Genomic DNA, 25,366 nt, shown 5'->3' with positions numbered 1-25,366 from the left:
TATAGATAATAGAATTTAGAGAGGAGATTCATAATGTCTCAAGAGAAGAAAGTTTTTAAAACTGAGTGGGCTGGCAGATCATTAACAATTGAGACAGGACAATTAGCCAAACAAGCTAACGGTGCTGTTTTAGTACGTTATGGTGATACAGTTGTCTTATCAACTGCTACAGCTTCTAAGGAACCACGTGATGGTGACTTTTTCCCATTAACAGTTAATTATGAAGAAAAAATGTACGCTGCAGGTAAGATTCCTGGAGGATTTAAAAAAAGAGAAGGACGTCCAGGAGATGACGCAACATTAACTGCACGTTTAATAGATAGACCAATACGACCATTGTTCCCTAAAGGATATAAGCATGATGTTCAAATTATGAATATTGTGCTTAGTGCTGACCCTGATTGTTCACCTGAAATGGCCGCTATGATTGGTTCTTCAATGGCTTTAAGTGTGTCTGATATTCCATTCTTGGGGCCTATTGCAGGTGTGAATGTAGGATATGTAGATGGCAAGTATGTGATTAATCCAACTGTTGCTGAAAAAGAAGTATCGCGTTTAGATTTAGAAGTAGCAGGCCATAAAGATGCAGTTAATATGGTTGAAGCTGGTGCGAGTGAAATCACAGAAAGTGAAATGCTTGAGGCAATCTTCTTTGGTCATGATGAAATTAAACGATTAGTCGCTTTCCAACAAGAAATCATTGATTATATTCAACCGGAAAAGCAAGAGTTTATTCCAGTTGAAAGAGATGAAGAACTTGTTGAAAAAGTTAAATCATTAACTGAAGCTAAAGGATTAAAAGATACAGTATTAACTTTTGATAAACAACAACGTGACATTAATTTAGACGCTTTGAAAGAAGATATCGTTGCTGAATTTATTGATGAAGAAGATCCTGATAATGAAGCGTTAATTAAAGAAGTATATGCTATTTTAAATGATTTAGTTAAAGAAGAAGTTAGACGTTTGATTGCAGACGAAAAAATACGTCCAGATGGTCGTAAACCTGATGAAATCCGTCCGTTAGAATCGGAAGTAGGACTTCTACCAAGAGCGCACGGCTCAGGCTTATTCACTCGTGGTCAAACACAAGCATTGTCTGTTTTAACACTAGGTGCTCTAGGAGATTATCAATTAATTGATGGTCTAGGACCTGAAGAAGAAAAGCGCTTCATGCATCACTATAATTTCCCTAACTTCTCTGTAGGTGAAACTGGGCCTGTAAGAGCACCAGGACGTCGTGAAATTGGTCACGGTGCCCTTGGTGAAAGAGCACTTAAATATATTATTCCAGATACATCGGACTTCCCTTATACAGTGCGAATTGTAAGTGAAGTATTAGAATCTAATGGTTCATCATCACAAGCTTCAATTTGTGGTTCAACATTAGCGCTAATGGATGCCGGTGTACCAATCAAAGCACCAGTTGCCGGAATTGCAATGGGATTAGTTACACGTGAAGATAGTTATACTATTTTAACTGATATTCAAGGTATGGAAGATGCGCTAGGTGATATGGACTTTAAAGTAGCAGGTACTAAAGATGGTATTACTGCAATCCAAATGGATATTAAAATTGATGGTTTAACACGTGAAGTAATTGAAGAAGCTTTAGAACAAGCGCGTCAAGGTCGTTTAGCGATAATGGATCATATGTTACAAACAATTGATCAACCAAGAAACGAATTAAGTGCATATGCACCTAAAGTGGTTACTATGAATATTAAACCTGAAAAAATTAGAGACGTAATCGGACCTGGTGGTAAAAAAATCAATGAAATTATTGATGAAACAGGTGTTAAATTAGATATCGAACAAGATGGTCAAATATTCATCGGTGCTGTGGATCAAGAAATGATTGATCGCGCACGTGAAATTATTGAAGAAATCACACGTGAAGCAGAAGTTGGTCAAGTATATAATGCTAAAGTTAAACGCATTGAAAAATATGGTGCCTTCGTAGAATTGTTCCCTGGAAAAGATGCATTATTACACATCTCACAAATTTCAACTGAGCGTATTAATAAAGTTGAAGATGTATTAAAATTAGGTGATTCAATCGAAGTTAAAGTAACTGAAATTGATAAACAAGGCCGCGTTAATGCATCTCACAAAGCAATTAATGAAAAATAATGATATCTTACAAGATTGGAAACCCAATAAAGGTTTCCAATCTTTTTTAGTTCATACAAAGAATTCAAATATCCTATTATAATATAGAGTCATGACGTGCATTAATAGTGTACATCAAGCAAATTTTAACTTATAATAAATGGTGAGTTTATATATGGACGGGGATTAATTATAGGAGGTAACATTTTGAGTTTAATAAAGAAAAAAAACAAAGACATTCGCATCATACCACTTGGTGGTGTTGGAGAAATTGCGAAAAATATGTATATCGTTGAAATAGACGATGAAATGTTTATGCTAGATGCAGGCTTAATGTTTCCAGAAGATGAAATGTTAGGTGTAGATATAGTAATACCAGACATTCAATATGTCATTGAAAATAAAGAAAAGTTAAAAGGGATATTCCTTACACATGGTCACGAGCATGCAATGGGTGCTGTAAGTTATATTTTAGAACAAGTTGATGCACCTGTGTATGGTTCAAAATTAACAATTGCACTTGTTAAAGAGAATATGAAGTCTCGAAATATTAATAAAAAAGTACGTTACTATTCAGTCAATCATGAATCTGTGATGCGTTTTAAAAATGTGAATATTAGTTTCTTTAATACTACACACAGTATCCCTGATAGTTTAGGTATTTGTATTCATACTTCATATGGATCAATCGTTTATACTGGTGAATTTAAATTTGACCAAAGTTTAAGAGGGCAATATTCTCCAGATTTCAAACGTATGGCGGAAATTGGTGAAGAAGGCGTATTTGCATTAATTAGTGATTCTACAGAAGCAGAAAAGCCGGGGTACAATACACCTGAAAATGTCATCGAACATCATATGTATGATGCATTTGCAAAAGTTAAAGGTCGTTTGATTGTATCATGTTATGCATCGAATTTTATAAGAATTCAACAAGTGTTAAATATTGCTAGCCAATTGAATCGAAAAGTCTCATTTTTAGGTCGTTCATTAGAAAGTTCATTTAATATCGCACGCAAAATGGGATATTTCGATATTCCTAAAGACTTACTTATTCCAATTAGCGAAGTCGAAAATTATCCGAAAAATGAAGTCATCATTATTGCGACAGGAATGCAAGGCGAACCTGTAGAAGCGTTAAGTCAAATGGCTCAACAAAAACATAAAATTATGAACATCGAAAAAGGTGATTCAGTATTCTTAGCGATTACTGCATCTGCCAATATGGAAGTCATTATAGCTGATACATTAAATGAATTAGTACGTGCTGGTGCACATATTATTCCAAATAATAAAAAAATACATGCGTCAAGTCATGGTTGCATGGAAGAGTTAAAAATGATGATTAACATCATGAAACCAGAATACTTTGTACCAGTTCAAGGTGAATTCAAAATGCAAATTGCGCATGCTAAGTTAGCAGCTGAAGCAGGGGTTGCTCCTGAAAAGATTTTCCTTGTTGAAAAAGGGGATGTCATCAATTACGATGGCAAGAATATGGTATTAAATGAAAAAGTACATTCTGGCAATGTATTAATTGATGGTATTGGTGTAGGAGATGTCGGTAATATTGTATTAAGAGATCGTCATTTGTTAGCTGAAGATGGTATTTTTATTGCTGTTGTAACGCTGGACCCTAAAAACCGTAGAATTGCTGCTGGTCCTGAAATTCAGTCAAGAGGCTTTGTTTATGTACGAGAAAGCGAAGAATTATTAAAAGAAGCTGAAGAAAAAAGTGCGAGAAATTGTAGAAGCTGGCTTACAAGAAAAACGAATTGAATGGTCAGAAATCAAACAAAACATGAGAGATAAAATTAGTAAATTACTTTTCGAAAGTACAAAACGTCGTCCAATGATTATTCCAGTTATATCTGAAATATAATCATTATAAAATAAACTAAAGAGGTTGGGACAAACTCACGTTGTTTGTAGTTTAAGTATGTCAATCACTACAGACTTCAATAGACAAATGTTGAAATGCGAATCTGCATCAAGATAGATTCGTTGTATCATACAGATGTTCTATTATGTGTGTGACGTCCTTACCTCTTTCATCTTATTTAATAAAACTTTAAATAAATACGATACATACGAAAGATTAAAAAAAGAAGGTGTACGAATTTGCCACAAGCAAAGAAAAAATCGCCGACAAAGAAAAAATCGAATACAACTAGAAAGAAATCAACCACAAAGAAAAAGCAAACGGAGAGTCCATTAAGATATATTGTTGCTATCATTGTGGTTATTTTAGTCATTTTAGGTGCTTTTCAATTAGGCATCGTTGGAAGAATGATAGATAGTTTCTTTAATTATTTTGTCGGAATGAGTCGTTATTTAACATATATATTAATATTATTAGCAACAGGATTTATCACATATTCTAAAAAAATTCCTAAAACAAGACGTACGGTAGGAACGATTACTTTACAAGTAGCATTATTATTTATTTCTCAACTATATTATCACTTTAGTAAAGGTGTCGTATCTGAAAGAGAACCCGTTTTATCATACGTTTATCAATCATACAAACATAGTCACTTTCCTAATTTTGGTGGGGGCTTAATTGGATACTATTTATTAGAATTATTTATTCCACTTATTTCTATTATTGGCGTATTTATCATAACTGTTTTACTTGTTGCTTCAAGTATTATTTTATTATTTAATTTACGCCATAGAGATGTAACTAAAAAAGTTTTTGAAAATATTAGAACATCGAGTATTTCAGCCACTCAAAATTTAAAAGAAAAACGTGAAGTCAAAAAATCAAATAAAGAACAAAGAGCTAAAGATAAAGCTGAAAGAATAGACAAACGACATCGTACAAAAGATAAAGAAGAAATCAAAGATGTCTCAGATTTACCAGAAGTACCTCAAGATAGTGATATTCCTATTTATGGGCACAGTGATTCTGAGCAAGAACCTACCCCATCTAGACGAAAAAAACGATCATTTAGTAATGATTCAGAACAAATGTCACCAAAGGCAAGCGACATTCAGAACACTTCACAACCATCAACAGTAGATGAGCCAGAAAATCATCAACAGTCTAGTGATGAAGATAATGAAAATTCTATTTCAGAAGCTGGAGAAGAAATGAATGCAGCTTATGTAGTGCCACCATTATCATTATTAAACCAACCTACACATAAGCAATCGACATCAAAAGCAGAAGTGAAAAGAAAAGGACAAGTTCTAGAATCTACGATGAAAAACTTCGGTGTAGATGCTAAAGTGACGCAAATTAAAATAGGTCCAGCAGTAACACAATATGAGGTACAACCCGCGCAAGGTGTGAAAGTCAATAAAATAGTAAACTTGCATAATGATATTGCTTTAGCGTTAGCAGCTAAAGATGTAAGAATAGAAGCACCAATCCCAGGTCGTTCAGCAGTGGGGATTGAAGTTCCAAATGATAAAATTTCTCTTGTGGCACTCAAAGAAGTTTTAGAAGAAAAATTTCCTTCTAATGATAAATTAGAAGTAGGTTTGGGTAGAGATATTTCAGGTGACCCTATTACCATTCAATTAAATGAAATGCCTCACTTGTTAGTAGCAGGGTCTACAGGTAGTGGTAAATCAGTATGTATCAATGGAATTATTACAAGCTTGTTATTAAACGCGAAACCGCATGAAGTAAAACTTATGCTGATTGATCCAAAAATGGTAGAATTAAATGTATACAATGGTATTCCACATTTATTAATACCAGTTGTAACTAATCCACATAAAGCAGCACAAGCATTGGAAAAAATAGTAGCTGAAATGGAGAGACGATACGATTTATTCCAACATTCATCAACTAGAAACATTGAGGGTTACAATCAATTTATTAGAAAACAAAATAAAGAATTAGATGAAAAACAAGCTGAGTTACCTTATATAGTAGTCATTGTCGATGAATTAGCTGACTTGATGATGGTAGCTGGTAAAGAAGTCGAAAATGCAATTCAACGTATTACACAAATGGCTCGTGCAGCGGGTATACATTTAATCGTTGCAACACAAAGACCATCAGTGGATGTTATCACAGGTATTATTAAAAATAATATTCCATCAAGAATTGCCTTTGCTGTAAGTTCTCAAACAGACTCAAGAACCATCATTGGATCTGGTGGAGCTGAAAAATTATTAGGTAAAGGTGATATGTTGTACGTTGGAAATGGAGATTCAACTAAAACAAGAATACAAGGTGCATTCTTAAGCGACCAAGAAGTTCAAGATGTAGTTAACTATGTTGTTGAGCAACAACAAGCAAATTATGTCAAAGAAATGGAACCTGATGCACCAGTAGATAAGTCAGAAATGAAAAGTGAAGATGCCTTATATGATGAAGCCTATTTATTTGTAATTGAAAAACAAAAAGCAAGTACATCTTTATTACAGAGACAGTTTAGAATTGGGTATAACCGAGCATCACGACTGATGGATGATCTTGAAAGAAACCAAGTGATTGGTCCACAAAAAGGTAGTAAACCAAGACAAATTTTAGTTGATATTGATAAAGATGAGGTGTAATTATGGCGGAAATGAATGCTATTTATAGAGTGAAACAATATATTCTAAACAAAATTAAGTCTGGAGAATTAGAGTTTGGTAGTAAACTACCTAGTAATTTAGCTATTGCTCGAGAACTCAATATTAAAACAGACGATGTTTATGAAGGTATAAGAGAATTAATTACTGAACAAGTAGTTGTAGATAATTTTGAAGAGGGTACCAGTGTCAAATCACTGCCCCCTTTCTTTTATCCATTAAATGAATTAATTAGTATTACTGAAATGATTAACAGTGCTGGTTATCAATCTGGTACAGAATATTTAAACTTTGATGAACAACCTGCAACGTTATTAGATGCTAAACGTTTAGGCATTAATGAGAAACAACCGGTAACTATTATAGAAAGATTGAAAACTGCTAATCATCAACCAGTAGTTTATTGTTTAGACAAGATTGCAAAGGACTATTTAACATGTACAGGTTATCAAGAAAGTAATGGATCAATGTTAAATGCAATTAAACATGCTACAGGACATACAGTCACTTATGCTGAAACTGATTTAGAAGCGGTTAATTATGAACCACATATTTCAGAAATGCTAAATGCCTCACCACATGAAGGATTAATGTTACTTAAGGTTACTCATTTTGATGAACAAAATAATCCAATTTTATATTCTTTAAATTATATGAAGAGTAGTTTAGTCAAATTTAGAATTACAAGAGAAAAATAATGGAAAATGTTAATGGAGGTATTGCAGTTGCATAACGAAAATCAAAATAATCATATACATGTGTTGCCAACCGAGAAATTTAAAACAACAACGATTACTTTTAAATTTATGGCACCACTTGAATATGAAACAATAACAGCACGTTCAGTATTAAGCAAAGTACTTGTTCGCGCATCTCAAAAATGGCAGGACGATAAAGCACTGAACCGTCGTTTATCTGAACTTTACGGCGCATATGTAAATAGCTTTGTTTCGAAATTTAAAGATAAACATGTCATCACTATTTCTTTAGAAATAGTCAATGAACGATATTTAAAAGATCAAACACCATTATTTGAGCATGGATTAGATTTATTAAATGAATTAATATGGAATCCTTTAATACATAATAAACAGTTTGACGACAAATTTGTGAAACAAGAAAAATCATTGTTAGGTAAAAAGATTGAAGCGATGATTGACAACAAAGCACAATATTCATTTTTAAAATTATTAGAAAATATGTTTGAAAATGAAGCATATCAATATTTAGCAACTGGTCAAATTGAACAAGTGCCACATGTAACACCTGCATCACTGTATGATACATATCAATCTATGATTGAAAACGACTACTGTGCTATTTATGTTGTTGGTAATGTTGATAAACAACAAGTCTATAATCAAATCCAATCTAAATTCGAAATTAAACCGTTTACTTTTGAAGTTTCTGATAATAAAGCACAAAAATTAGACAATAAAATTGAACAACTGCCAAAGACAATAGTTGAAACTGATGATGTCGATCAAGCTAAACTTAATTTAGGTTATCGTTTCCCAACTCATTATGGTAAAAGTAATTATTATGCTTTTATTGTGTTTAATATCATGTTCGGTGGAGATCCATCATCAGTATTATTTAATGAAGTACGTGAGCGTCAAAGTTTAGCATATTCTATACATTCTCAAATTGATGGTAAAAATGGATTTTTATTTGTGCTAAGTGGCGTATCAGCAGATAAATATGAAACTGCGAAACAAACGATTTTAGAAGAATTTGATAAATTCAAAAAAGGTGAATTTGACGAAAATAAACTTGCATTAGCTAAAAAAATTATTACATCTCAAAGACATGAATCTGCAGACAGACCAAAGAGTATTATTGAAATAGCACATAATCAAATTTTGTTAGATGAGCCTCAAAGTGATGAAGCTTTCTTAAATGAAATAGATAAAGTGACTAAAGAAGATATTATAAAATTAGCTAATGAAGCAGTATTAGATACAATTTATGTACTTACTAAAGGAGGGAATGAGTAGTGAAACAACATTATTATGATGTCATAGATGAGACAGTTTATGAACATGAATTACAAAATGGACTGCGTTTATTTGTCATACCAAAACCAGGATTTCAAAAAACGTTTGTTACCTATACTACTCAATTTGGCTCTCTAGATAGTCGTTTTAAACCGCTAGGTAAAGATGAATTTGTAACTGTACCGGATGGTGTTGCACACTTCTTAGAGCATAAGTTATTTGAAAAAGAAGAAGAAGATTTATTCACTGCATTTGCTGAGGAAAATGCACAAGCCAATGCTTTTACTAGTTTTGACCGCACAAGTTATTTATTTAGTGCGACAGATCATCTTGAGAATAATATCAAACGGTTATTGACTATGGTTGAAACACCTTATTTTACAAAAGAAACTGTAGACAAAGAAAAGGGTATAATTGCTGAAGAAATTAAAATGTATCAAGAACAACCTGGATATAAACTCATGTTTAATACATTAAGAGCTATGTATGAAAAACATCCTATTAGAGTTGATATCGCAGGTAGTGTTGAAAGTATCTATGATATTACAAAAGATGATTTATATCTTTGCTATGAAACATTTTATCACCCATCTAATATGGTGCTTTTCGTAGTAGGCGATGTAGAACCACAGTATATTGTTGATATTGTAGAAGAACATGAAAACCTTAGAGATAAAACGAATCAACCTAAAATTGAACGTGCATTGATTGATGAACCAAAATCAGTGAATCAACATGTTGTATCTGAAGAAATGAAACTACAATCTCCTAAGTTAATGCTAGGATTTAAAAATCAACCTTTAGATGAATCACCAGAAAAATATGTTCAACGTGATTTAGAAATGACATTTTTCTATGAACTTATTTTTGGAGAAGAAACAGAGTTTTATCAAGAATTATTGAATGATGATTTAATTGATGAAACATTTGGTTATCAATTTGTTTTAGAGCCAACTTATAGCTTTTCAATTATTACTAGTGCAACCAATCATCCAGATCAATTAAAACAGTTGCTTATCAAACAATTAAAGGATAACAAAGGTAATCTTACTGACGTTGAAGCATTTGATTTATTGAAAAAACAATTTATAGGAGAATTTATTTCAAGTCTTAATTCTCCTGAATACATTGCTAACCAATACGCAAAGTTATATTTTGAAGGCGTTAGTGTATTTGATATGTTAAACATCGTAGAAAATATCACGCTTGAAAGTGTCAATGAAACGTCTCAGTTATGCTTAGATTTAGATGAGATGGTAGATAGCCGTTTGGAGCTTAAAAACAAATGAGAGCATTAGTATTAGGTGGTTCAGGGTCAATAGGAACTGCAATTGTTGATCGGTTATTAGAAGATGGTTATGAAGTAGATTTACAATTTTTTTCAGCCGATAAATCAAAGTTAGTTACACGATATCTAAATCAACCTGTTAATTTAATACAATGTGATTTATCTAAGGATATCAATTTAGATAAGTTCTTTGGTCATATCAATCATCTTGATTGTATGATTTATGCAACAGGTACAGCATTGTATGGCATGATACAAGATGTAACAGATGGTCAAGTTGATCAATCTTACCATATCCATGTGAGACAATTCATTCGACTAAGTAGGTTTTTTGTTGATACTTTAAGACAAAGTGAAAATGGTAGAATTATAGTGATTTCATCTATATGGGGTGAAATGGGTGCTAGTATGGAAACTATTTATTCAGCAATGAAAAGTGCACAAATAGGTTTTGTAAAAGCATTAAGTCAAGAGTTAGCTCAAACAACAGTGACAGTGAATGCAATTACACCAGGATTTGTCTCAGGTAATATGAGCCAGAAGTGGTCAGAAGAAGAATTAGAAGAGATTCTAGATGATATCCCTCAACATCGCATGATAGAACCTTGCGAAATAGCACACACTTGTGCCTATTTATATGATCCGAGGGCTAAAAGTGTTACAGGGACCATACAAAAAGTGAATGGTGGATGGTATTTATAATCATTTCAATTAATAGTATTAACTATAAAACGTGATTTCTCTAGTACATGATATTCAATTCGATGTTATAATGTGATTATTATTAATCATTGAAATTGAACTTTTAGTTGTGTTTAAACAAGGGGTGGGTATTGGTGTCAGTTGCAGAGAGAAGAAAAGAATGGTATCTCGAATATGAAATTACAATGAACCGTGCCGGTTTGTTAGGTGATGTTTCAAGTTTATTAGGTATGCTAGGAATTAGTATTGTTACGATTAATGGTGTTGACCAAGGTAAACGTGGTTTATTAATTAAAACAGACAAACTAGAAAAAGTAGAACGCTTCGAACAAATAGTTAAAGAAATTAATGAAATTGATATTACTAAATTACGTATACCTGAATTGCGTGACAGATTAGCTGTCCGACATGGTCGCTACATAGAGCAAGATGCAGACGATAAAAAAACATTCCGTTTTGAACGAGAAGACCTGGGACTATTAGTAGATTTCTTAGCAGAATTATTTAAAGAAGAAGGACATAAGTTAATAGGAATTCGTGGTATGCCAAGAGTTGGGAAGACTGAATCAATTGTTGCTGGCAGTGTCTGTGCACACAAACGTTGGTTATTTATTAGTTCAACTTTAATTAAACAAACAGTTAGAAGTTCACTGATTAAAGGTGAATATGATTCAAATCATGTTTATATTATTGATGGCGCTGTTACAGCACGTGAATCTAATATGAAACATCAAGATTTAGTCAAAGAAATCATGACACTTCCTTCAGTAAAAGTAGTAGAACATCCTGATTTATTTGTAGAAGCATGTGATTATAGTATGGATGATTTTGATTACATCATAGAATTACGTGAAAATAAAAATCAAGAAATTCAATATGAAGAGATGAAAAAGCAAACGGTTCAAACTAAAAGTAAAAATAATTTAGACTTTGGTGACCCATTTGGTGGAGGTTTTGGATTCTTTGAATAGTTTTTTAAGGAGGCATCATTTTGAAAACAATAGGTGAAGTTTTAAAGAGTAGACGTGAAAGGTTAGGTATGACTCTAAATGAATTAGAACAACGTACTCAACTCAAACGTCATACTTTAGAACAAATTGAAAATAATGACTTTAATCAATTACCAAACAGTAACTATACTGAAGGTTTTATTAGAAAGTATGCCAGTGTTGTTAATATTGAACCTAATCATTTGATTGAAGTTCATCAAGATGAAATACCGGATAATCGTATTCAATTAGATGATGCGATTCATTCATTTGCTAATAGAGAAGCACCTCCTTATAGAAGAAAGTCAAAGGAATCCATACAAGTAGCAGTAATTATTGGGTTAGTGATTTTGGTTACACTTATGTTGTGGATTATAGCAGTACTATTATTTTAGATAAAAAAGTATTAGAAATGAGGATTTTAAATGAATATACCAAATCAGATAACGGTATTTAGAGTTGTACTCATACCAGTATTTATCTTATTTGCATTAGTCAATTTTGGTTTTGGGAAAATATCATTCCTAGGCGGATATGATATTAAAATAGAACTTTTAATAAGTGGTTTTATCTTTATCATTGCATCATTAAGTGATTTCGGAGATGGCTATTTAGCTCGTAAATGGCAATTAGTTACAAACATGGGGAAATTTTTAGATCCATTAGCTGATAAATTATTAGTTGCTAGTGCATTAATTGTGATGGTACAACTTGATTTAACCAATTCTGTTGTTGCTATTATCATTATTGCTAGAGAATTTGCAGTGACTGGGCTTAGATTATTACAAATTGAACAAGGATTTGTCAGTGCAGCCGGTCAATTAGGTAAAATCAAAACAGCAGTTACAATGGTTGCCATTATTTGGATTTTATTAGGTGATCCTTTAGCAACTTGGATTGGATTCCCAATTGGACAGGTATTATTATATATCGGTGTATTCTTCACTATTTTATCTGGTATTGAATACTTTTATAAAGGTAGAGATGCATTTAAACATTAATATATTAGCGAGTTGGAATGGCGTTTTATTTCAACTCGTTTTTTATTTTGGATTTATAGGTTGATTTGAAATGTCTAGCTATTGAGTAATCTCATTCTTAGATTTTAATTTTTCAAACGTTTATAATAGTGATATTACTTATATATGAGTATCAAAAGGGGAGAAATATGTTATGAATATTTCAATAATTGCAGTAGGATCAGAGTTATTATTAGGTCAAATAGCTAATACAAACGGTCAATATTTATCTAAATTATTGAACGGAGTAGGTAAAAACGTCGTTGAACATACTGTAATTGGAGATAATCCTGAACGTTTAGAGTACACTATACGACAAGGACTAGAGCGATTTGACATGATTGTACTAACTGGTGGCTTAGGTCCAACTAAAGACGACCTTACAAAGCACACTGTTGCAAAAGTATTAAATAAAGAATTAGTTATAGATGAGCCTTCTTTACAATATATTGAAAGTTATTTCGAGGACCAAGGACAAGTGATGACGCCAAACAATAAACAACAAGCGCTTGTTATAGAGGGAGCTACTGTACTTCCAAATAAAAATGGCATGGCACCAGGTATGTTAGTGGAAATTGCAGAAAAGAAGGTAGTATTATTACCTGGACCACCTAAAGAAATGCAACCAATGGCGAAAAATGAGTTATTACCACTTATATTAGATGATGATAAAGTTATCTTCTCAGAACAACTTAAATTTGCGGGAATAGGTGAGTCTAAAGTTGAGACGATCTTATTGGATTTAATTGACCAACAAACTAATCCTACTATTGCGCCACTTGCTGGGACACATGAAGTATATATTAGATTAACTGCAAATGCAGAAACTATAGAACAATGTCAGAAACTAATTCAACCGATTAAAAATGAAATTTTAAGTCGAATTGGCGAGTATTACTTTGGATCTGATGATATCAGTATAGAAGAATCAGTGATGAAATATATGAGCACTTCATTTGCAATATATGATGGCGTCACGAATGGGGCATTATATACTCGGTTGAAAAATGTAGATGACAGTCAATTATTAAAAGGTGCATTACCACATTCTTCACAATTTATTGATGTAAAACAAAATATTAATGAACAAATATATGAGAGTGCTAAATACGTCAAAGATTTGTTTAAAGTAGAAATGGGTATGACATTATTGCATGATGACAATGAAGTTTATTTAGGAAAACTTGTTGGAGATGAATTGGAAATTGAATCATTTAAAATGTCTCAAAACAGAAATTTACTTAGAAGCAGAAGTCAAAATTATGCATTAATTAAATTGTTAAAATGGTTAGAACAATCGAAATAAATCAATTACTGTTGGAATTAATAGCACGTTTGTTCGTTTTTGTGTAACTAAGCCTCGAAATAACACGAACAAATATTCGCAAAATGCTTGTAATTTGATTTAAAAGCTTGTATAGTATGAATTAAGATATTAAACAGAAAACATTCTCAATTTAGGAGGTCTCGCTTTGGATAACGAACGTCAAAAAGCTCTCGATACAGTAATAAAAAATATGGAAAAATCATTTGGTAAAGGTGCAGTAATGAAATTAGGCGATAATAAAGGTCGCAGAGTTTCAAGTACATCAAGTGGTTCAGTTACATTAGATAACGCATTAGGTGTAGGTGGCTATCCTAAAGGAAGAATTATTGAAATATATGGACCAGAAAGTTCTGGTAAAACTACAGTTGCATTACACGCTATTGCAGAAACACAAAAAAACGGTGGCGTTGCTGCATTTATTGATGCTGAGCATGCATTAGATCCTGTTTATGCTCAAGCACTAGGTGTAGATATTGATAATCTATATTTATCACAACCTGATCATGGGGAACAAGGTTTAGAGATTGCTGAAGCTTTTGTTCGTAGTGGTGCAGTCGATATCGTAGTAGTCGATTCAGTAGCTGCATTAACACCTAAAGCTGAAATTGAAGGTGAAATGGGAGATACTCATGTTGGTTTGCAAGCAAGATTAATGTCACAAGCATTACGTAAACTATCTGGAGCTATTTCCAAATCAAATACGACTGCCATCTTCATTAACCAAATTCGTGAAAAAGTAGGTGTGATGTTCGGTAACCCTGAAACAACACCAGGCGGTAGAGCATTAAAATTCTATAGTTCTGTTCGTTTAGAAGTTCGTCGTGCTGAACAATTGAAACAAGGACAAGAGATTGTTGGTAATAGAACTAAGATTAAAGTAGTTAAAAACAAAGTTGCACCACCATTCAGAGTTGCAGAAGTTGATATCATGTATGGTCAAGGTATCTCTAAAGAAGGCGAACTGATTGATCTTGGTGTTGAAAATGAAATCGTTGATAAATCTGGAGCTTGGTATTCATATAATGGTGAAAGAATGGGACAAGGTAAAGAAAACGTTAAAACTTACCTTAAAGAAAATCCTCAAATTAAAGATGAAATCGATCAAAAACTACGTGAGAAGCTCGGTATTTTTGATGGTGATGTAGAAGAAAAAGAAGAAGACGCACCGAAGTCATTATTTGATGAAGAATAAAATAATTTAATGTATTGATTGAATGAGGTCAAGACAAAAGTATTTAGGATATGAGCAGAACTGTATGATGAGCAAACTTACTTTTTAAATGTTTGTTGAATCATAAGAATTTTATTGCTCAACATGCAGTGTTAGGTGGTTTTTTTATATGAAAACTAATAGCACTGTAGATAAATCCTACTGTTGGGATACCGGTTATCGGTTCTCCAGAGTACCAAAACTTTATGTCTTCACCTCTTTTTTATTTATATAGAAATTTAAAAGTTAAAAATTAAATCTTGTAATATACGCATTTAATACATTTATGATACTGATAAGTTCAAATTGATATCTTGACACTTATAAGTGTAAAACCGTACAATTAGTATGTATGATTCTTATATAATTTCATATAATCATATTGATTTTGATATACAGAGCAAACCCTAGATAAAGGAGGTGTTTATGTGAATTTATTAGGCCTCCTACTCATTTTGCTGGGTATAATTCTAGGCGTTGTTGTAGGGTATGTTGTTGCCCGAAATTTATTGCATCAGAAACAAGTTCAGGCTAGACAAACAGCCGACGACATTGTTAATCAAGCACACAAAGAAGCAGACAACACTAAGAAAGAAAAGTTGCTTGAAGCAAAAGAAGAAAACCAAATTTTAAGAGAACAAACTGAAAATGAACTACGTGAAAGACGTGGTGAATTACAAAGACAAGAAACCCGACTTCTTCAAAAAGAAGAGAACTTAGAGCGAAAATCTGATCTATTAGATAAAAAAGATGAGATTTTAGAGCAAAAAGAATCAAAAATTGAAGAAAGACAACAACAAGTAGATGCAAAAGAGAGTAGTGTTCAAACATTAATAATGAAGCATGAACAAGAATTAGAACGCATCTCCGGTCTCACTCAAGAAGAAGCTGTAAAAGAGCAACTTCAACGAGTTGAAGAAGAACTGTCACAAGATATTGCAATACTTGTTAAGGAAAAAGAAAGAGAAGCTAAAGAAAAAGTAGATAAAACCGCAAAAGAATTGTTAGCTACTACGGTACAAAGATTAGCAGCAGATCATACAACTGAGTCAACTGTTTCAGTTGTAAACTTGCCAAATGATGAAATGAAAGGTCGAATAATCGGACGTGAAGGAAGAAATATTCGAACACTTGAAACACTTACGGGAATCGATTTAATTATCGATGATACACCAGAAGCTGTCATTTTATCTGGTTTTGATCCTATCAGAAGAGAAATCGCTAGAACAGCTTTAGTTAACCTAGTTTCAGATGGAAGAATCCACCCTGGACGCATTGAAGATATGGTCGAAAAAGCTAGAAAAGAAGTAGACGATATCATTAGAGACGCTGGTGAACAAGCAACATTCGAAATAAATGTTCATAACATGCATCCTGACTTAGTTAAAATACTTGGCCGTTTAAATTATCGTACAAGTTATGGACAGAATGTGCTTAAACATTCAATTGAGGTAGCACATCTATCAGGAATGTTAGCAGCAGAATTAGGTGAAGATGTTACCTTAGCGAAACGTGCTGGCTTACTTCATGACGTAGGTAAAGCAATTGACCATGAAGTTGAAGGCAGTCACGTTGAAATAGGTGTTGAATTGGCGAAAAAATATGGTGAAAATGAAACAATCATTAATGCTATTCATTCTCATCATGGTGATGTTGAACCAACATCTATTATCTCAATTTTAGTTGCAGCAGCTGATGCATTATCAGCAGCTCGTCCTGGCGCTCGTAAAGAAACATTAGAAAATTATATTCGTCGTTTAGAGCGTTTAGAAGCACTTTCTGAAAGTTATGATGGTGTTGAAAAAGCATTCGCAATTCAAGCAGGAAGAGAAATCCGTGTGGTCGTATCTCCTGAAGAAATAGATGATTTAAAATCATACCGATTGGCTAGAGATATTAAAACTCAAATTGAGGATGAATTACAATATCCAGGTCATATCAAAGTGACAGTTGTTCGAGAGACTAGAGCAGTAGAATATGCTAAATAATTTCTTACCCCTAATCATCGTATTGATGATTAGGGGCTTTTAATATAAAGAAAAAAGTGCTTATTGATTTGATGAAAATCAATAAGCACTGATATTTGTATTGTGTTAATATTAAAATTGTTTATTTTAATTGTAAATCTGTTTTTTTCAATTCTTGGATAATTTCAGCTGTGTCATAACAGTTAGTAGCAATGTTAGCGTATCTTTCAGCTAAGCGATATGCGTTGATATATAATTTTAAGCTATCTTTTGCGATATCTTCCACATCTTCTGATTTAGATGGGTTAGAACTTACTACTAATTCTGCAAATTTTTCAGGATCGATATTAATAGACATTTATTATTTACAACTCCTAAACTTTTGATAAACATATATTAACATAATATATGTTGATAAAAAAGCAAAGACAGTTAATACTCAAATAAATAATTTTCAAAGAGTACTTTAAATAAAGTTATCTATCTATTAAACTTATTTGTATGAGAGGATGAACATGGCATGAGAATATTATTTATAGGAGATATCGTTGGTAAGATTGGTAGAAATGCAATCTCAACATATTTACCCAAGTTAAAACAAGAATATCGTCCTACCGTTTCCATCGTAAATGCAGAAAATGCAGCACATGGTAAAGGACTGACTGAAAAAATATATAAGCAATTGCTTCGTGAAGGCGTTGATTTTATGACTATGGGCAATCATACATACGGTCAACGTGAGATTTATGAATTTATCGATGAAGCTAAAAGAATGGTCAGACCAGCTAACTTCCCGAGTGAAGCACCTGGTGTTGGTATGCGAATTATTCAAATCAATGATATTAAATTAGCGATTATTGATTTACAAGGTAGAGCTTTTATGCAAGATATAGATGATCCATTTAAAAAAGCTGATGAACTTGTTAAAGAAGCGCAAAAGGTGACGCCTTATATCTTTGTAGACTTTCATGCTGAAACAACATCGGAAAAAAATGCTATGGGATGGTATTTAGATGGTCGAGTCAGTGCAGTAGTAGGTACACATACTCATATCCAAACATCAGATAATCGTATTTTACCTAGTGGCACTGGATATATTACTGATGTAGGTATGACTGGATTTTACGATGGCATATTAGGTATTAATAGAGATGAAGTAATTGAACGATTTATTACAAGTTTACCTCAACGTCATGTAGTGCCTGACAATGGTCGAAGTGTGTTATCAGGTGTTATCATTGATATTGATAAAAATGGTAAAACGACAAACATTGAAAGAATACTGATTAATGACGATAATCCTATGAAATGATAGTAAAAGACATGTGACATTACAGTTACAATTAGTTATCGTCCATTAGTATGAATTTAAAAACACGCCACTGTTTACATAGTAATACAGTGGTTCTTTTTGTTATCATTTAATATGAATTAAAACCACAGGAGGCTTATGATATGAAATCACAAATATCATGGAAAGTGGGCGGACAACAAGGTGAAGGTATTGAATCAACTGGTGAAATCTTTGCGACGGCAATGAATAGAAAAGGTTATTTCTTATATGGCTATAGACACTTTTCAAGTCGTATCAAAGGCGGACACACAAACAATAAAATTCGTGTGTCTACATCTCCAGTACATGCGATAAGTGATGATTTAGATATTTTAATAGCATTTGACCAAGAGACTATTGAAGTTAATCATCATGAGATGCGTGAAGATAGTATTATTATCGCCGATTCAAAAGCGAAACCAGTTAAACCTGAAAATTGTCAGGCACAACTTATAGATTTACCGTTTACAAGTACTGCAAAAGAATTAGGTACTGCATTAATGAAAAATATGGTGGCAATCGGTGCTACATCAGCATTAATGCATTTAGATACATCTACGTTTGAAGATTTAATTACTAATATGTTCACTAAAAAAGGTGACAAAGTAGTTGAAATGAATATTCAAGCATTAAATCAAGGATATCAGCTAATGAAAGAACAATTAACCGATATCAATGGTGACTTTGAATTACAGGAAAGTAATGAAGCACCACATCTTTATATGATTGGTAATGATGCTATTGGATTAGGTGCTATTTCAGCAGGTTCAAGATTTATGGCTGCCTATCCTATTACACCAGCATCTGAGATTATGGAGTACATGATTGCTAATTTACCTAAAGTGGGCGGAACAGTTGTTCAAACAGAAGATGAAATAGCAGCTGCAACGATGTCCATTGGTGCAAATTATGCAGGCGTTAGAGGTTTTACAGCTAGTGCAGGTCCAGGATTATCATTAATGATGGAATCAATAGGCTTATCAGGTATGACTGAAACGCCATTTGTTGTGATTAATACACAACGTGGTGGTCCATCAACTGGTTTACCTACAAAACAAGAACAAGCAGACTTAATGCAAATGATATACGGTACACATGGCGATATTCCTAAAATCGTTGTTGCGCCAACAGATGCAGAAGATGCATTTTATTTAACCATGGAAGCATTTAACTTAGCAGAAGAATACCAATGTACTGTAATTATATTAAGCGATTTACAGTTATCATTAGGTAAACAAACTGTTAAAAATCTAGATTATAATAGAATTCAAATTAAACGCGGAGAACTCATTCAATCTGATATAGAACGAGAAGAAGATGACAAAACATACTTCCGAAGATATGCATTAACAGGAAGCGGTATTTCACCTAGACCTATTCCAGGTACTAAAGGCGGCATTCATCACATTACCGGTGTTGAACATAATGAAGAAGGTAAGACAAGTGAAGCTGCTGCAAATCGTCAACAACAAATGGATAAACGTATGAGAAAAACGAAAAATCTTCTAATAGAAAATCCAGTAGAACTTACTGAAAATCATGAACAAGCAGATATTTTATATATTGGATTTATTTCTAGTAAAGGGGCAATTCAAGAAGGTGCACAACGTTTAAATAATCAAAATGTTGCTGTTAATACGTTACAAATTAGACAACTGCATCCTTTCCCTACAGAAACGATCCAAAATGCAATTGATAAAGCTCAAAAAGTAATTATTGCAGAACATAACTATCAAGGGCAATTAGCAAGTATTATTAAAATGAACGTTAATAGTCAAGATAAATTGGTGAATCAAACGAAATATGATGGCACACCATTCTTACCACATGAAATTGAAGATAAAGGTTTAGAAGTTGCCAAAGAATTAAAGGAGTTGGTCTAATTGGCTACATTTAAAGATTTTAGAAATAATGTTAAGCCAAACTGGTGTCCTGGGTGTGGCGATTTCTCTGTTCAAGCTGCTATACAAAAAGCAGCAGCAAATGTAGGACTAGAACCTGAGGAAGTTGCACTCATTACAGGAATTGGTTGTTCAGGTAGATTATCTGGTTACATTAATGCATATGGGGTCCATGCGATACACGGTCGTGCATTACCACTTGCACAAGGTGTAAAAATGGCTAATAAAGATTTAACTGTCATCGCTTCTGGTGGAGATGGTGATGGATATGCTATTGGCATGGGACATACAATTCATGCTTTACGTAGAAATATGAATATGACCTATATTGTTATGGATAATCAAATTTATGGTTTAACTAAAGGACAAACATCACCTTCATCAGCTGTAGGCTTTGTTACAAAATCAACGCCAAAAGGAAATATTGAGAAAAATGTAGCACCTTTAGAATTAGCGTTATCATCTGGTGCAACGTTTGTAGCTCAAGGTTTTTCAAGTGATATCAAAGCACTAACGAAATTAATTGAAGATGCAATCAACCATGACGGCTTTTCATTTGTGAATGTATTTTCACCTTGTGTGACTTATAATAAAATTAATACGTATGACTGGTTTAAAGAAAACTTAATTAGTATTGACGATATTGAAAATTATGATCCAACTAATAAACAACTAGCCATTCAAACTGTGTTGGAACACGAATCACTAGTTAAAGGTATTGTTTATCAAGATACTGAGACACCTTCATATGAGTCACAAATTGAAGAAATGGAAGGCGAAGCATTAGCTAAAAAAGACATTCACATTTCTGAAGAAACATTTAATGATTTAACTAAACAATTTGTATAACTTTGATTATTTAGCCTGGGGCATAAAAGATGTCTCAGGCTAATTATATTTTTGACTTATACATTTAAAGTTTGAAATCATAAGAAATATTTAACTAACTACATATCCAATTTTATAATTTGAAAAGGGCATTTTCGTTTTTATAAATTTGTTAGTATTATAATGATTTTGTAAATTAGCATTAAATATATAATGTTTGTGGAATAGAATAGTAAAGATCAACTGAGGAGGTTTAGGTATGGATAAATATAGTACGATGAATGAATTACAAAAATATACTAATGAAGATAAAGATTGGCATATCGAATCCATAGATAATCATCATGATGTTACTATTCTAGCTATTCATGGCGGTGGTATCGAACCTGCAACTAGCGAATTAGCATTAGTCACTGCGCAAACCAATGATTATAATTTTTTTACTTTTAAAGGGGATAGAAGTAAAGGTAATAATGAATTACATGTGACATCTATACACTACGATAATGATACGGCTTGTCAATTGACTCAAAAAAGTAAAAGAGCTATTTCAATACATGGATGTACTGGACATGAATCAGTCGCTTACATCGGTGGGAAAGATGAAGCGTTAATTGAACTTATCACATCAGAACTTGATAAAATTGGTGTGAATGTGGAGCATGCGCCTTCTACAATGTCTGGTAAGCAAAAAGAGAATATTGTGAATCAAACTCGTATTAAGGGTGGCGTTCAACTTGAATTAACGAAATCTTTAAGAAAGCAATTTTTTAAAGATGGAAAAATTGGTCGGAAAAGTAGAGAAGAGAAAAGCAATTGGGATGATTTTTTATATGATTTTGCTAATGCACTTGCAACAGCACTTGATAAAGTGGAAAATTAGATAAGAATGTAAATAAGCATATAAAACGATATATAATATAAATTGAGGTGCAAAAAATGATCGATACATTGATGAGTATTCAAATTATACCTAAAACACCAAACAATGAAGATGTTATTCCTTATGTGGATGAAGCAATTAAAATCATTGACCAATCTGGATTACATTACCGTGTTGGTCCTCTCGAGACAACAGTCCAAGGAGACATGAATGAATGTCTAATTTTAATACAAAAATTAAATCAACGAATGGTTGAACTAGAGTGTCCAAGTACAATAAGTCAAGTTAAGTTTTATCATGTCCCTGAAGGTATTGAAATAGAAACATTAACAGGAAAATATGATGCAGAGTAAAATTAAAATGATTTACTGCAATTCCTAACGAATTATAAAATTTATAGAAATAATAGTGGACAAATAAGGCAAAACCAAAAGCTTTACTGTTTTGAGTGGCAAATGATGGTATTCCAATCGGATAATAATTAGTTATATGTACAAAGCATAAATTCATTTCAATTATGTTTATTGTAGCTAACAAATTTTTAATGTAGTCAGAAAGAAAGCTTTTCTTTCATATTATCCGTTTAGACAATGATGCTAGTAGCTTTGGTTTTAGCCTTTTTTTGTTTGAATGAATGGTGACGCTTTTTGCACTTTTGTATTAAATTTAATATAATGTAGAAATGATATATGGGCATATAGAAAGGATTTTTAATAGTGAATGAAGAGCAGAGAAAAGCTGGTACGATAGATATTTTAGCAGAACGTAATCGTAAAGAAGAAAAAGATTATAGCAAATATTTTGAACATGTGTATCAACCACCGAATTTAAAAGAAGCAAAAAAACGTGGAAAACAAGAAGTTGAGTACAATAGAGACTTTCAAATAGATGAAAAATATCGTGGCATGGGTAAAGAACGTACATTTTTAATTAAAACGTACGGTTGTCAAATGAATGCACATGATACTGAAGTGATGGCGGGGATTTTAGAAGCTTTAGGTTATAGTGCAACGACTGATATTAACACTGCTGATGTTATTTTAATCAACACTTGCGCAATTCGTGAGAATGCAGAAAATAAAGTGTTCAGTGAAATCGGTAACTTGAAACATTTAAAAAAGGAAAGACCAGATTGTTTAATTGGGGTATGCGGTTGCATGTCTCAAGAAGAATCAGTTGTAAACAAAATATTAAAATCATATCAAAATGTCGATATGATTTTCGGTACTCACAATATACATCGTCTACCAGAAATTTTAGAGGAAGCCTACTTATCAAAAGCAATGGTTGTAGAAGTATGGTCTAAAGAGGGAGATGTTATTGAAAATCTCCCTAAAGTTCGTGATGGTCATATTAAAGCATGGGTAAATATTATGTATGGTTGCGATAAATTCTGTACATATTGCATCGTACCATTTACGAGAGGTAAAGAACGTAGTCGTAGACCAGAAGACATTATTGATGAAGTAAGAGAATTGGCAAGAGAAGGGTATCAAGAAATTACATTATTAGGCCAAAATGTTAATTCTTATGGTAAAGACATTGAAGGACTTGACTATGGTTTAGGCGATTTACTAGAAGATATTTCTAAAATTGATATTCCAAGAGTAAGATTTACAACTAGTCATCCATGGGACTTTACAGATCGTATGATTGAAGTAATTGCTAATGGAGGTAATATTGTTCCGCATATTCATTTGCCAGTGCAGTCAGGAAATAATGCAGTATTAAAAATTATGGGTAGAAAATATACGAGAGAAAGTTATTTAGATTTAGTATCTCGTATAAAAGAAGCCATTCCCAATATTGCCTTAACGACAGATATTATTGTAGGTTACCCTAATGAAACTGAAGAACAATTTGAGGATACTTTAACATTATATGATGAAGTAGGATTTGAACATGCATATACTTATTTATATTCTCAAAGAGACGGTACACCTGCTGCTAAAATGAAAGACAATGTACCTACCGATGTTAAAAAAGAACGTCTACAACGCTTAAACAAAAAGGTCGGTGAGTACTCTCAAAAAGCTATGAGCCAATATGAAAATGAAATTGTTACAGTTTTATGTGAGGGCTCAAGTAAAAAAGATGATACTGTTTTAGCGGGATATACTTCAAAAAATAAATTAGTTAATTTTAAAGCACCAAAAGAAATGGTTGGTAAGTTAGTAGATGTTAAAATTGATGAAGCTAAACAATATTCTTTAAATGGTACTTTTATAGGAGAACATCAAAGAGAATTGGTGATGCAATAATAATGTATAATAAAAAACAAATACTTTCTAATGCGGATCAATTAGCACAGAAGATTAAAAATTTAGAAATGATTAAAGAATATCAATCAATTGAATCTCAAATTCATAATAATAAAGCGATTGAAAATAAAATGAATCAATTAAAAAAGCAACAAAAACAATCAGTTAACTTACAAAATTATGGTAAAGAAACGGCGTTTCATCAATCAGAGGATCAAATCCATCAATTAGAAAATGAAATCAATGAATTACCAATTGTTGAAGAATTTCGTGCGTCACAATATGAAGCTAATGATCTATTACAAATGATGATTAAAACGATGGAAAATCGCTTAAATGAGCATAATGAGAACTACCACGACAAATAAATTGGATAAGGAGACAATGCATTGAATATTAGAAAATTAACCATAACAGCGCTATTGATAGCGATTAATGTCATCTTAAGCAGTATCATTGTCATTCCGCTTGGTCCAATCAAAGCAGCACCTATGCAACACTTAGTTAATGTACTTTGTGCAGTTTTTGTAGGGCCTTGGTATGGATTAGCACAAGCTTTAATATCATCCATTTTACGCGTAACATTTGGTACAGGGAGTGTGTTTGCATTTCCAGGCAGTATGATTGGTGTATTCTTAGCTAGTTTATTTTATATGTATCGTAAGCATATCTTTATGGCTGCTGTTGGTGAAGTATTAGGAACAGGTATTATAGGAAGTTTGATTTGTATTCCATTAGCATGGGTACTTAACTTACAAAATTTCTTTGTAAAACCGCTTATGACTGCTTTCATTGTATCTAGTATTATAGGTGCAGCAATTAGTTATGTTATATTAATAATATTAAAACGACGAGGTCTCTTAGATCGTTTTCAAAAATGATGATTGAGTACGTATAGTCTAATGTGTAACTGTTATGTTTAAGCACATAGGACTGTGCGTATTTTTTTGGTTCATTTTAGATAATGGGCTAGATATGATTGTATATGTTAAAATAGATGAGTTAAATAGTAC

20 protein-coding genes and 3 pseudogenes are annotated in these 25,366 nt (G+C 32.6%); 22 read left to right on the top strand and 1 reads right to left on the bottom strand.

Features of this window, described 5'->3' with window-relative positions; genetic code table 11:
* Positions 1-33 precede the first annotated feature (33 nt).
* From pnp to rny, 14 genes and pseudogenes are all read left to right on the top strand, one after another.
* A complete protein-coding gene (gene pnp, locus EL082_RS07310) occupies positions 34-2,133 on the top strand; it encodes a polyribonucleotide nucleotidyltransferase (RefSeq protein WP_002466036.1) in 2,100 nt (699 codons plus the stop codon).
* A 186-nt stretch (positions 2,134-2,319) separates the two neighbouring features.
* Positions 2,320-3,994 (top strand): annotated as a pseudogene (rnjB, locus tag EL082_RS07300) (ribonuclease J2).
* A gap of 239 nt (positions 3,995-4,233) precedes the next feature.
* A pseudogene (locus tag EL082_RS12190) lies at positions 4,234-5,067 on the top strand (cell division protein FtsK); the annotation flags it as partial.
* A 111-nt stretch (positions 5,068-5,178) separates the two neighbouring features.
* Positions 5,179-6,630: pseudogene (locus tag EL082_RS12185) on the top strand (DNA translocase FtsK); the annotation flags it as partial.
* A 2-nt stretch (positions 6,631-6,632) separates the two neighbouring features.
* On the top strand, positions 6,633-7,346 hold the full coding sequence (locus EL082_RS07290) for a GntR family transcriptional regulator (RefSeq protein ID WP_049414672.1): 714 nt from the start codon (positions 6,633-6,635) through the stop codon (positions 7,344-7,346).
* 12 nt (positions 7,347-7,358) lie between these two features.
* Positions 7,359-8,645, top strand: a complete 1,287-nt coding sequence (gene yfmF, locus EL082_RS07285) for an EF-P 5-aminopentanol modification-associated protein YfmF (protein ID WP_037539758.1) — start codon at positions 7,359-7,361, stop codon at positions 8,643-8,645.
* The gene (gene yfmH / locus EL082_RS07280; protein WP_015365066.1) at positions 8,645-9,934 is read left to right on the top strand and encodes an EF-P 5-aminopentanol modification-associated protein YfmH; all 1,290 of its coding nucleotides are present in this window, start codon (positions 8,645-8,647) and stop codon (positions 9,932-9,934) included. The genes yfmF and yfmH overlap by 1 nt, the downstream gene beginning before the upstream one ends.
* Complete coding sequence (ymfI, locus tag EL082_RS07275) at positions 9,931-10,635, top strand: elongation factor P 5-aminopentanone reductase (protein WP_002465810.1); 705 nt, start codon at positions 9,931-9,933, stop codon at positions 10,633-10,635. The genes yfmH and ymfI overlap by 4 nt, the downstream gene beginning before the upstream one ends.
* A 134-nt stretch (positions 10,636-10,769) precedes the next feature.
* Positions 10,770-11,606 carry a YmfK family protein gene (locus EL082_RS07270; protein WP_015365064.1) on the top strand — a complete coding sequence of 279 codons (837 nt, stop codon included), beginning with the start codon at positions 10,770-10,772 and terminating at the stop codon, positions 11,604-11,606.
* Positions 11,607-11,626: 20 nt separating this feature from the next.
* Positions 11,627-12,019, top strand: a complete 393-nt coding sequence (locus EL082_RS07265) for a helix-turn-helix domain-containing protein (protein ID WP_002465806.1) — start codon at positions 11,627-11,629, stop codon at positions 12,017-12,019.
* 30 nt (positions 12,020-12,049) lie between these two features.
* Positions 12,050-12,625 carry a CDP-diacylglycerol--glycerol-3-phosphate 3-phosphatidyltransferase gene (pgsA, locus tag EL082_RS07260; RefSeq protein WP_103286311.1) on the top strand — a complete coding sequence of 192 codons (576 nt, stop codon included), beginning with the start codon at positions 12,050-12,052 and terminating at the stop codon, positions 12,623-12,625.
* A 172-nt stretch (positions 12,626-12,797) separates the two neighbouring features.
* Complete coding sequence (locus tag EL082_RS07255) at positions 12,798-13,949, top strand: CinA family nicotinamide mononucleotide deamidase-related protein (RefSeq protein ID WP_002465812.1); 1,152 nt, start codon at positions 12,798-12,800, stop codon at positions 13,947-13,949.
* Between the two features lie 166 nt (positions 13,950-14,115).
* On the top strand, positions 14,116-15,162 hold the full coding sequence (recA, locus tag EL082_RS07250) for a recombinase RecA (RefSeq protein WP_002451246.1): 1,047 nt from the start codon (positions 14,116-14,118) through the stop codon (positions 15,160-15,162).
* Between the two features lie 446 nt (positions 15,163-15,608).
* Positions 15,609-17,168 (top strand): ribonuclease Y, encoded by a 1,560-nt coding sequence (rny, locus tag EL082_RS07245; RefSeq protein WP_015365062.1) that lies wholly within the window; start codon positions 15,609-15,611, stop codon positions 17,166-17,168.
* A 121-nt stretch (positions 17,169-17,289) separates the two neighbouring features.
* Here the strand turns inward: rny and EL082_RS07240 are convergent, their stop codons facing one another.
* On the bottom strand, positions 17,290-17,505 hold the full coding sequence (locus tag EL082_RS07240; protein WP_002467042.1) for a hypothetical protein: 216 nt from the start codon (positions 17,503-17,505) through the stop codon (positions 17,290-17,292).
* A gap of 162 nt (positions 17,506-17,667) precedes the next feature.
* Here EL082_RS07240 and EL082_RS07235 point away from each other — a divergent pair, with 162 nt between their 5' ends.
* The 8 genes from EL082_RS07235 (at position 17,668) to thiW (ending at position 25,234) form a co-directional block, all read left to right on the top strand.
* Entirely contained in the window at positions 17,668-18,459 is a 792-nt protein-coding gene (locus tag EL082_RS07235) for a TIGR00282 family metallophosphoesterase (RefSeq protein ID WP_103286310.1), read from the top strand.
* Positions 18,460-18,602: 143 nt separating this feature from the next.
* Complete coding sequence (locus EL082_RS07230; protein WP_103286309.1) at positions 18,603-20,363, top strand: 2-oxoacid:acceptor oxidoreductase subunit alpha; 1,761 nt, start codon at positions 18,603-18,605, stop codon at positions 20,361-20,363.
* Positions 20,364-21,230: a 2-oxoacid:ferredoxin oxidoreductase subunit beta gene (locus EL082_RS07225; RefSeq protein WP_002451251.1), complete on the top strand. Its 867-nt coding sequence runs from the start codon at positions 20,364-20,366 to the stop codon at positions 21,228-21,230.
* Between the two features lie 238 nt (positions 21,231-21,468).
* Complete coding sequence (locus EL082_RS07220) at positions 21,469-22,092, top strand: poly-gamma-glutamate hydrolase family protein (protein WP_015365059.1); 624 nt, start codon at positions 21,469-21,471, stop codon at positions 22,090-22,092.
* Between the two features lie 56 nt (positions 22,093-22,148).
* Positions 22,149-22,445 carry a thiamine-binding protein gene (locus EL082_RS07215; protein WP_002465478.1) on the top strand — a complete coding sequence of 99 codons (297 nt, stop codon included), beginning with the start codon at positions 22,149-22,151 and terminating at the stop codon, positions 22,443-22,445.
* A gap of 363 nt (positions 22,446-22,808) precedes the next feature.
* Positions 22,809-24,353, top strand: coding sequence for a tRNA (N6-isopentenyl adenosine(37)-C2)-methylthiotransferase MiaB (miaB, locus tag EL082_RS07210; protein WP_002465480.1), 1,545 nt, complete (start codon positions 22,809-22,811; stop codon positions 24,351-24,353).
* Positions 24,354-24,355: 2 nt separating this feature from the next.
* Complete coding sequence (locus tag EL082_RS07205; RefSeq protein ID WP_015365058.1) at positions 24,356-24,721, top strand: YlbF/YmcA family competence regulator; 366 nt, start codon at positions 24,356-24,358, stop codon at positions 24,719-24,721.
* 21 nt (positions 24,722-24,742) lie between these two features.
* On the top strand, positions 24,743-25,234 hold the full coding sequence (gene thiW / locus EL082_RS07200; RefSeq protein ID WP_002465647.1) for an energy coupling factor transporter S component ThiW: 492 nt from the start codon (positions 24,743-24,745) through the stop codon (positions 25,232-25,234).
* The last annotated feature ends 132 nt before the right edge of the window (positions 25,235-25,366 follow it).

Origin of the sequence: Staphylococcus warneri (assembly GCF_900636385.1) — a bacterium.
Taxonomy (GTDB): domain Bacteria; phylum Bacillota; class Bacilli; order Staphylococcales; family Staphylococcaceae; genus Staphylococcus; species Staphylococcus warneri.
Note: the sequence above shows the minus strand (reverse complement) of the source record. Positions and strands in the feature narration are given on the sequence as shown.